The sequence below is a fragment of the Aureibaculum marinum genome, assembly GCF_003813905.1.
GTDB classification, from domain to species: domain Bacteria; phylum Bacteroidota; class Bacteroidia; order Flavobacteriales; family Flavobacteriaceae; genus Aureibaculum; species Aureibaculum marinum.
In genome coordinates this window covers 1-5,282 of the sequence record NZ_RPFJ01000026.1, presented here as the reverse complement: position 1 = coordinate 5,282, position 5,282 = coordinate 1, and the positions used below count along the sequence as shown (strand labels likewise).

The window sequence follows — 5,282 nt, the reverse complement described above, 5'->3', positions numbered from 1 at the left end:
TCAGGCACATGTCAATATCACGGACCTTGTTATGATAGCTCTGAATGTATTATGTGCAATCAAAATCTAGAGGAAGTTGTTTTAATAGCAGGCGGTTCTACTGATGCTGGAATTTCAGTAACAAATATTTATTTTAACGGTCCTTCAGGTGGCGGAGATTTTAATGATGCAGAGGAAACTATCTCTTGGATTGCTGGAGGTGAAAGTGGTGGTGGATTTGAAGATGAGGAGAAGGAAGATGATTGGATTAGAGACCATATTGAAGAATTATGCTCCGACACGAATTCTACCAACAACTCTAGTCAGAATTTTAGTATTGAAGAACCTCGTTGGGGGCAGTTAGCTAATAAAGAAGAAATTTTAGATGAAATTGCAAAAGTCATTGAAAAAACTAATGGATTAGCACCAGTGCCTCAAATGATGGCTCTAAAAAAGCATTTTGGAGCAAATTTACGATTCAACCCAAGAACAAACACGCCTTTTATTGAAGAGGACAATATTGATGTAAATAGATATGTTTATACCACAGAAGGCGGATGGTTGGATTTTAACCATGTTTTTGCCGCCTTTAATTTAACTTATGATGTTGGTGTACATTATGCTTTACTCGGCGGAAAAGTTATGGAGGAAATCCAAGCTATGAGGGAGAATAATCATAGTGCCTATGCTTATGAGGATTTAACATCAAATTATGTAGGCACTTATATGTTTACAAAATATTGGGATGATATATCGGACGGAAACATTACATATGAAAAAATGGTCTCAGAGATTTTGGATGAATTAGGAGTTGTTGACCCAGAAGATGCACCAAATTTTGATTATATTCCTGCTTATATGGATTCTAATTATCCTAAAAACTATTCTTTCAAACCGATAACCGGAAATGACCTTCTTGAAGCAGCAAAAAAAGCTTTTTGCAACAAAGACGAAAAAGATAAAATTAAAAATATCAAAGCACGCGAAAATTACAAAAGATGAAAGATTCTATTAAATTCATATTTTACTTAGTTCTTCTACCGATAGTTATTACGGGTTGTATTTTAGACAAAATTTCTTTTAATAAAGAAGAGGTAGAAATGTTTGAAAGAAACTCACAGATTCTACTAGAAAACATTAAGGATTTGGAAATAATTAAAAATGATGGAGCTATTATGATTAAAAACAAGTTTCAGCTGGACTCCTTATTAAATAGTAATAAATTTGAGTTTGCTCCATTAATGACTGGCTTTACTATTTTTAATGATTATATACAGTATTCATTGAGCTATAAAAAAAATATGATTGCCAAATTAGACCCTTATATGGTCTATCAGCACAAAATTGTTTTTACCAAATATAAAAATGCTGGCAAAGCGATTGTTGATGTAGTTGAAAATGGAAAAAAAACGCAGCAACAAGTCTATCTAATAGAAAATGGCATGGCAAATCCGAAATGGGCAAATCAATGGTATGAAATGAATATGGTACATTCTGAAAAGTTATCAGATAACTTGTACTATATAATTTTTGAAGAAAGTACGGATTAATAAAATTTATTTTTTTACACGTCCTGAGTAGGTTAGTTTAGAATTGATTTTCAAATGGCAAAAAAACTCATATACCCATTCTTCATTTGTTTTGTATTCATTCATTGTGGTCCAAAACATATTTCCTTTTCTAAAAGTGAAGTAGAGAGTTTCTCTCAAAACTCTCAATTAATCAAAAATAATATTGAATTGTTCTTAGGCAAAAATAAAGATTATTTCAAGGTCAGTACGAAGTCAAATTTAGATTCAATTATTGGAAAAAATGACTTTAATTTTTTAGAAAAAATTGACTTCAACCCAAATTACTTTCCGGTTCTACTTTTAATATTGCCAAAACCATTTTACACGAATCTATACATGCTTATTTAAAATTAAAGTGAGGGATTGCAATGCTGGCACATCTCTTGATTATATTTATAATTTAACGTAAAAAGAAACTATTGAGGAGTTTTATGGCAATTTTGCTTGTGCTGGTAATCAAAGTCAACATGATTTTATGATACCCACTTTTCAAGATGTATTTAATGAAATTGGAAATAGTAATTTGACATCACAATCAAGTATTAATTATGTTCAAAGTAACTCTTTAATTATTAATGATAATCAAAATGTTACTTGGAATTGGGATGCTTTTTATATAGAATTGGCTTGGATTGGTTTACATGACACCACCAAAGGATTAGAACATACACAAGAAGATAATTATACGACCAATACAAGTCTGTATCTTGATGGAGCGAAAGTAAACTCAACAAAAACACCTAAATGTGATTAATTATGAGAATTTTATTAAAAATAATCCTTATATTTAGTTTGACAAATATTTATTCTCAAAATAATAAATATTATATAAATATATCCGAATATAATGAAAATATAAAAATAGTAAAAGATTCCTGTGATAACATAACTAAAATAATCATGAATGTAGATAGGCCCGATACGGACTCCTTTAAAGTATTTTACGCTCCGTTAGACAATGGAGTTTATCAAAATTTTAATGACAATCAAAGTAAATTTTATTTGAACATAAAAGAGCAGCTTAATATTGTTGATTACCAATGGTTTTACAAAGAAGAGACAGCCAAAAAGATTGCATTTTATGAAGTTAAGGCAGAAGTATATTTTTTACGAAAATTCAACAAATATTTATATGAAATTTTTGATACTACAATATTGTTTGAATATGAGTAAAAATTCCACCTTCTAAGAAGGTGAAAGACTGTAAAAATATTAAAACAGAAAAATTTTCTGGTGAAATAATAATTACCGATTTAAAAGGAGTTTTTTTAAACGGATATAGCGTTAATAACGGAAAACTTATAGCACAGTATAAAAGTAAAGTGAAAAAAAACAAAGCTTCACTGTTTTTTAGCAGTAGTATTTCGGCTTTTTTTCAAAATTCAGGCACATGTCAATATCACGGACCTTGTTATGATGGCTCTGAATGTATTATGTGCAATCAAAATCTAGAGGAAGTTTTTTTAATAGCAGGCGGTTCTACTGATGCTGGAATTTTAGTAACAAATATTTATTTTAACGGTCCTTCAGGTGGCGGAGATTTTAATGATGCAAAGGAAACTATCTCTTGGATTGCCGGTGGTGAAAGTGGTGGTGGATTTGAAGATGAGGAGGACGACCCCTGTACCAAAATAGCCAACCAAATTGCCAATACTGCCTTTAAAGCCAAACTTGACCTTTTAAAAACCAAAACAGGGCTAAAAAAAGAAACAGGTTTTGTACAAAATAAAAACGGTACATTTGAGACCTTAACTGTTAGTGCCACTGGACATAATTTAAGAATCCCCATGGGTTCAACCAGAATAGGATATCTACATACACATTTAGATAATTTTTTAAATGGCAAAACTGACCCCAAAACAGGAGCTCCCATAGAAATTCAACCTATTCGAATGCTATCGCCAAATGATGTTAACACATTTTTAATTATGGTAAAAAATGCTAAGACTTCTGGCTACCCAACTTCTAAGATATTCGGTACTATGGTTTCTAGTTCAGGAACATATACTATTCGTTTTACTGGAGACACGAGTAACTTAAACGATATTAAAACCGATTATACAAAAGAAGAAATGAGAGAACTTAGCAAAATTTTCAGAGATAAGTATGTTAACAAATGGGGGAATGAAAGAGGTTTTTTAAAATATCTAAAACATAAAATTGGTGTAACAGGCATTAGTTTATATAAAATAAAAAGTAGTGGACGCATAAGGCCTCTAACATTAAATGGTACAAAAGAAAAACTAGAAAGAGGCGATTGTGAATAATTAAAACTTAAAAACGTTAAAAAATGAAAAATATCCTTATTATTATAGTTAGTTTATCACTTACCACATTAAGTTGCAAAGCACAACAAATCATACCCGTTGAAAATGCCGTTAATTATAGAAATTCTGAAGGAGGTTTAATGGGAGATAAAGACTATGTTTATGTTAAAGACGTAAACAATTTACTGAATAAGTTTGTAGGAACTTGGCAAGGTATTTATGACAATAAAACCTTTGAATTTAATGTGGTAAAAATTACCGAAGATGATGGAGAACTTAAAGAAGACAAATTAATTATGCGATATAAAATAACGGATTCTGAAAGTAATGTGATTGAGGATGTAACTTCCTTACCTAATGATGATACTCTTGTAATGAATGGTGGATATATTGCTAAATCTGGAAGCTATGTATTCTATTATCAAGGTAAAAATTCTGATTGCGGGCAGAACGGAGATGTTTTTATTTCCGTTTATGGTACAAACCATACGAAAATGAAATTATTCTTGCAGGTTAGTGGTGAAATATGGTCAGGTGCAGATTGCCCGGATACACCAATACCTCAAATTTTACCAACAGAGCAAATGGAACTCATCAAACAATAACCGTTTGAATAAGTTTCTTGAGATAAAAGGCTTAATGCTGGCATTAAGCCTTTTTATTAATTTTACAACATGAAAAAATTATTATTAATAGGATTAATAATCCTTAGTACATTAAACTGTAAAGCTCAAATAATACCAATTGAAGAATATATAGATTATAGAGACAATGAAATCGAAATCCCAGATGGAGCTTATATTAAAGATGTTAACAATCTATTGGACAAATTTATTGGTACTTGGGAGGGTACTTACAATAATAAAACTTATAAATTCTACATAACTGAAATAACAAAAAGCTATTTAGAAATTTCTGAAGATAAACTTTTAATACGCTATAAAATAACAGATACCGATGGCAATGTCATTGAAAACACAACAGCTTTACCTAGTGATAATACACTAGTAATTAAAGGGCGATATCTTGATAAAAGTAAATATACTTATGTATTCTATTATCAAGGCAAAAATTCTGATTGCGGGCAGAACGGAGATGTTTTTATTTCCGTTTATGGTACAAACAATACGAAAATGAAATTATTCTTGCAGGTTAGTGGTGAGATATGGTCAGGTGCAGATTGCCCGGATACACCAATAGCTCAAATTTTACCAACAGAGCAAATGGAACTCATCAAACAATAACCGTTTGAATAAGTTTCTTGAGATAAAAGGCTTAAGGCTGGCATTAAGCCTTTTACTAATTTTACAACATGAAACTATGGCGGCTTTGTATATTCATTCAATGAAAGATGCTCTAAAAGATTTTCATAAAAACGTTTTAACAACTGATTACCTTAAATTCGTAGAATATTATGGAGAAGCCCCAGCTGATAAATTCTATGAAGCTCTTGCATGGCAGGGTT

At 30.9% G+C, this 5,282-nt stretch carries 8 protein-coding genes; all 8 read left to right on the top strand.

Annotated features, from left to right (window positions below; translation table 11 throughout):
- Nucleotides 1-981: hypothetical protein (locus tag EGM88_RS15810; protein WP_162497582.1), on the top strand; the 981-nt coding region annotated here is incomplete at its 5' end.
- Nucleotides 978-1,529: a hypothetical protein gene (locus EGM88_RS12655; RefSeq protein ID WP_123898784.1), complete on the top strand. Its 552-nt coding sequence runs from the start codon at nt 978-980 to the stop codon at nt 1,527-1,529. The genes EGM88_RS15810 and EGM88_RS12655, both read left to right, overlap by 4 nt.
- Nucleotides 1,530-2,025: 496 nt before the next feature.
- Entirely contained in the window at nt 2,026-2,304 is a 279-nt protein-coding gene (locus EGM88_RS12650) for a hypothetical protein (RefSeq protein ID WP_123898782.1), read from the top strand.
- Nucleotides 2,305-2,306: 2 nt separating this feature from the next.
- A complete protein-coding gene (locus EGM88_RS12645) occupies nt 2,307-2,723 on the top strand; it encodes a hypothetical protein (protein ID WP_123898780.1) in 417 nt (138 codons plus the stop codon).
- 20 nt (nt 2,724-2,743) lie between these two features.
- The gene (locus EGM88_RS12640; protein ID WP_123898779.1) at nt 2,744-3,817 is read left to right on the top strand and encodes a hypothetical protein; all 1,074 of its coding nucleotides are present in this window, start codon (nt 2,744-2,746) and stop codon (nt 3,815-3,817) included.
- 23 nt (nt 3,818-3,840) lie between these two features.
- Nucleotides 3,841-4,422: a DUF6705 family protein gene (locus tag EGM88_RS12635; protein ID WP_123898777.1), complete on the top strand. Its 582-nt coding sequence runs from the start codon at nt 3,841-3,843 to the stop codon at nt 4,420-4,422.
- Between the two features lie 69 nt (nt 4,423-4,491).
- On the top strand, nt 4,492-5,061 hold the full coding sequence (locus EGM88_RS12630; RefSeq protein ID WP_123898776.1) for a DUF6705 family protein: 570 nt from the start codon (nt 4,492-4,494) through the stop codon (nt 5,059-5,061).
- Nucleotides 5,062-5,065: 4 nt separating this feature from the next.
- Nucleotides 5,066-5,282: hypothetical protein (locus EGM88_RS12625; RefSeq protein WP_148084087.1), on the top strand; the 217-nt coding region annotated here is incomplete at its 3' end.